The sequence below is a fragment of the Bacteroidales bacterium genome (genome assembly GCA_031275285.1).
GTDB lineage: Bacteria > Bacteroidota > Bacteroidia > Bacteroidales > UBA4181 > JAIRLS01.
Genome location: JAISOY010000043.1, coordinates 1 through 3,661 on the forward strand (window position 1 = coordinate 1; position 3,661 = coordinate 3,661).

The following is a 3,661-nucleotide window of genomic DNA, read 5'->3' on the forward strand; positions in this document are numbered from 1 at the left end:
CTCTCTCTCTCTATCTCTGCAAAGAATATACCAAACAGAGAATTATACTCGTTTAAATAAATATTTTCGTATGATTTTTTCTTTACCATTCTTTAGGGAAAACTGTTATGCTCAACCTGCATTTATAAAATAATAACTTCCATTTATTTGCATGGTCATGATATTATTTATGATTTTTTTCACTTTTTTTATGAAATCCGTGTGCGTGCACAGGAAAAATTTTAATAATAGTGATGAAAAAATTACCACTATAATATTTGCAAACCTATAGCATATTTATTTAAAAATTTATGACTTTTTTCATTTTTTTACAAACCCGTGTACGCACACAGGAAAAATCCTAATAAAGACAATGAAATTAAAGGTGCAATATTAAAGCGATTTATTAAAAAAAAGGTTTAAATACTATCAAAAAAGGTTTAAATACTATTATTTTTATCAAAAAGGATTATCCTATTCAAGTTCCTTATATATAACATTTTATCACATGACAATTCCAAAAACACAGATGATTCATATAATAAAAACAAAAAACCTGGCAAAAATGTTGTCAGGTTTTCTATTTTGAGTGAAAAAAATCAATTCTCTGCCCCAGCCATCAGTAATTGTTCTACAATTTCATTATACCCGGCCTCGGCAGCATAAGCCATAGCGCTTTTCCCATTATTATCGGTAGCATTCACTTCAGCGCCAGCTTCGACCAGCATAGCTGTGAAATCATTATGGCCACGTATAGCAGCCACGATTAACGGTGTCTGGCTGTATGTATTTTTCCCGTTCACTTCTGCTCCTGCCTCAATTAGAGCCTTTCCGACAAAGCGGTTACCTAAACCCGCGGCATAATGAAGTACGGAATCGCCACTCAACAGGTTCAGGCTCACATCGGCGCCGTTTTTCAACAGGGTTTCTATAATGGCCATATTGGAATTGGAGACCGCCATCATCAGTGCAGACATGCCATCATCCGATAAGTCATTGACATTTGAAGTATCCGCTCTAAGCAATGCTGCCACCGTCTCACTCTGGTTGTTATAAACAGCCTGATGCAGGGGGGTATGGCCATGAGCATCTTTAGTGGCGACATTTCCTCCGGAAAGGGCTGTCACCAAATCACGCAGACCGGCTGCGGTAGCATAGTCGAACGCGGAAAAGCCTTCATTATTTTTAACAGAAATATCGGCTCCCTTAGATATCAGGTAAAGAGAAGTCTCGGTCTTGCCGTTACGTACTGCCCAGATCAAGGGTGTATTGCCTCCATTATCAGTAGCATTGATGTCTGCTCCCTTTTCAACAAGCATGGCAATGATATCTTTGTTACCACTCTTAGCCACACAATGCATGGGAGTTTCACTGGCATTATTCATGAGTGAAACATCCGCCCCTCCATCGACCAGCATCTTAGCAATGTCTTTGGATCCTTTCAAACAAACATAATAAAGAGATGTATTGCCCATCGCATCACGTTTGTCGAGGTTGATCCCTCCTTTTTTCAAAAAAGTTTGCACAATTGCTTTATTGCCTGTTTTACAGGCATTCAGGAAAATATTATCCATATTTTTATCTTGTTTTGGTTTTTATTACTTCATTTTCCGCTATCCGGAGAACATGGCGCTTATCTATTATTGTTTGGTTGCAGTTGATATGGCCGGGCATTTCCTTTTTCTCCGGGATAATATAATATTACCTTTATTTTTCTGCAGAGATCAACAACATCATCGGCCTACGAAGCTCTTCTTTCATTTCAGGATATTCAGCCAGCATATCAGGAGCCGGCTGTGGTTCTGCCACCTCTTTTACGGTATAACCGCGTTTAAGTAACGTACCCAGATAGGTAGCCAGTGTCCTGTGGTATTTTACCACCTTTTCTCCCAGAAAAACAGCTTCTCTTTTTCCTTCCAGAAAATAATTATCGACAGGCCAATACGCTTTTTCGCCGGTTTCATCATATATCCACTCCTGAGTTCCATAAGCCGTAAAAACAGGATGTTCTACTGAAAAGATAAAACTTCCGCCAGGTTTCAACCATTGATAGATATTGTCGATCATGGTATGATATGATTTGATATAGTGAAAAGTCAGGGAACTCAATACTATATCAAATTTTTCTGCCGGAAACTCAAGATCTTCTATCGGCTGCCTGATGTATTCAACACCTTTCAGGCAGTTGATTTCTCTTGCCTTTTCAAGCATTTTTTCCGAAATGTCAACTCCAATAACAGATGCGGCTCCTTTTTCCATGGCATACCTGCAATGCCAACCAAATCCGCAACCCAGGTCAAGCATATCTTTTTCCTTAAAAGCAGGTAACATTTTCTCCAGGAGATACCATTCTCCGGCACCTGCAAGCCCTTTTTCCGAACGGATCATTTTTTTATACTGTTCAAAAAAGACAGTATCATCATACTTATTCTCTTTCATCTTTATCGATCAGAACACCTAAAGATAGGTAAAAACATTTACATCGCTGTTACCAGCAATTTGACAAGTGCTTCATTTTCTCTTGTTACAGCAATATCCATCGCTGTTTGTCCTGCATTATTCACGCGGTCGATTTCCTTATAACCGGAACTGAGGATCAACTCAGCAATTTTTTTACCCGACATTTTATTACTATTGGATGCAGCATACATCAACGCCGTATTGCTTCCCCCATCGGTCATGGCAGGATCAGCCCCGTTATCGAGCAGGAGTTCAGCAATGTTGTGTTCCGACTCATCTCCCTTTATGGCAAATATCATCAAGGGTGTTTGTCCGCTCAGATTGGCCTTATTGATATCAGCACCTCCGTCAATCAGTTCTTCGGCAAGGGAACTATTCAATCCCGCAAAGTAATCCATGTTGGCCACATATATAAGGGGTGTATTGCCGTTCTGATCAAGCGGAGCGTTGGGATCGGCTCCGGCATCGAGCAGCATGCGCAAAATAGAACGGATATCTTTCGGGGGTTGGCTGCCGCCCTTGAATCCCCGGCCGAGATTTTGAACCGAATGGGTCAGAAGATATGATAAAGCAGTAACTCCCGTTTCACCTACCGTAAAATTAGGGTTGGCCTTGTGCTTCAACAATAATTTTATGATTTCAGGTCTCGGATATTCACAGGCCCACATTAACGGTGTATGCTTATCCTCCGAGAGTTCGCCGGGATCTGCGCCTTGTTCAAGTAACGCAACAACAGCTTCTAAGTCATTGTTCAATACTGCCTGGTTGAGAGTCATTCCGCCCGTTGCGGCCGCACCCTCGTCCCCGCTGATCAGGGCAGCTATTTCCTTTACATCGCTTTTTTGTGCATAATCCAATGGTGTACGGTTAAAAATGTCTTTATCTTCAGGATCAGGTGAACCTGATTCCAACAATATCTGAATAGTTTTATAAGCATTGTCCCTGAATCCGTTGACGGTTTTACGATGATAAAGTACATCAGTAATCATGTGAAGCAAATTCTTTCCTTCATCACCCACAGCATCCATTTTCACTCCAGCTTCAGCTACAGCCTTCAGGAAAGGATACATACAAGCTTTCCCTGCCACCATATAAGCGATCTCTCCGTCGTCATTTTTCTTTTTAGGGTTTACTCCAGCATCGATTAACGCTTTAACTGTACGATAAATAGCATCCTCCATTTTCTGAAAATTGGTTCCATCATTACCGTAGGGGCTTCTGG

3 protein-coding genes are annotated in these 3,661 nt (G+C 40.8%); all 3 read right to left on the bottom strand.

Annotation, left to right across the window (positions count from 1 at the left end):
• Positions 1-578 precede the first annotated feature (578 nt).
• Positions 579-1,553 carry an ankyrin repeat domain-containing protein gene (locus tag LBQ60_04270; GenBank protein MDR2037117.1) on the bottom strand — a complete coding sequence of 325 codons (975 nt, stop codon included), beginning with the start codon at positions 1,551-1,553 and terminating at the stop codon, positions 579-581.
• A gap of 133 nt (positions 1,554-1,686) precedes the next feature.
• Positions 1,687-2,418 carry a class I SAM-dependent methyltransferase gene (locus LBQ60_04275; GenBank protein ID MDR2037118.1) on the bottom strand — a complete coding sequence of 244 codons (732 nt, stop codon included), beginning with the start codon at positions 2,416-2,418 and terminating at the stop codon, positions 1,687-1,689.
• A gap of 38 nt (positions 2,419-2,456) precedes the next feature.
• Positions 2,457-3,661 (bottom strand): ankyrin repeat domain-containing protein (locus LBQ60_04280; GenBank protein ID MDR2037119.1); only part of this gene is annotated, 1,205 nt, incomplete at its 5' end.

Excerpts from the sequence above, each read along its gene's own strand:
- LBQ60_04275 (MDR2037118.1), bottom strand. The coding sequence starts at position 2,418 with ATGAAAGAGAATAAGTATGATGATACTGTCTTTTTTGAACAGTATAAA.
- LBQ60_04270 (MDR2037117.1), bottom strand. The coding sequence starts at position 1,553 with ATGGATAATATTTTCCTGAATGCCTGTAAAACAGGCAATAAAGCAATT.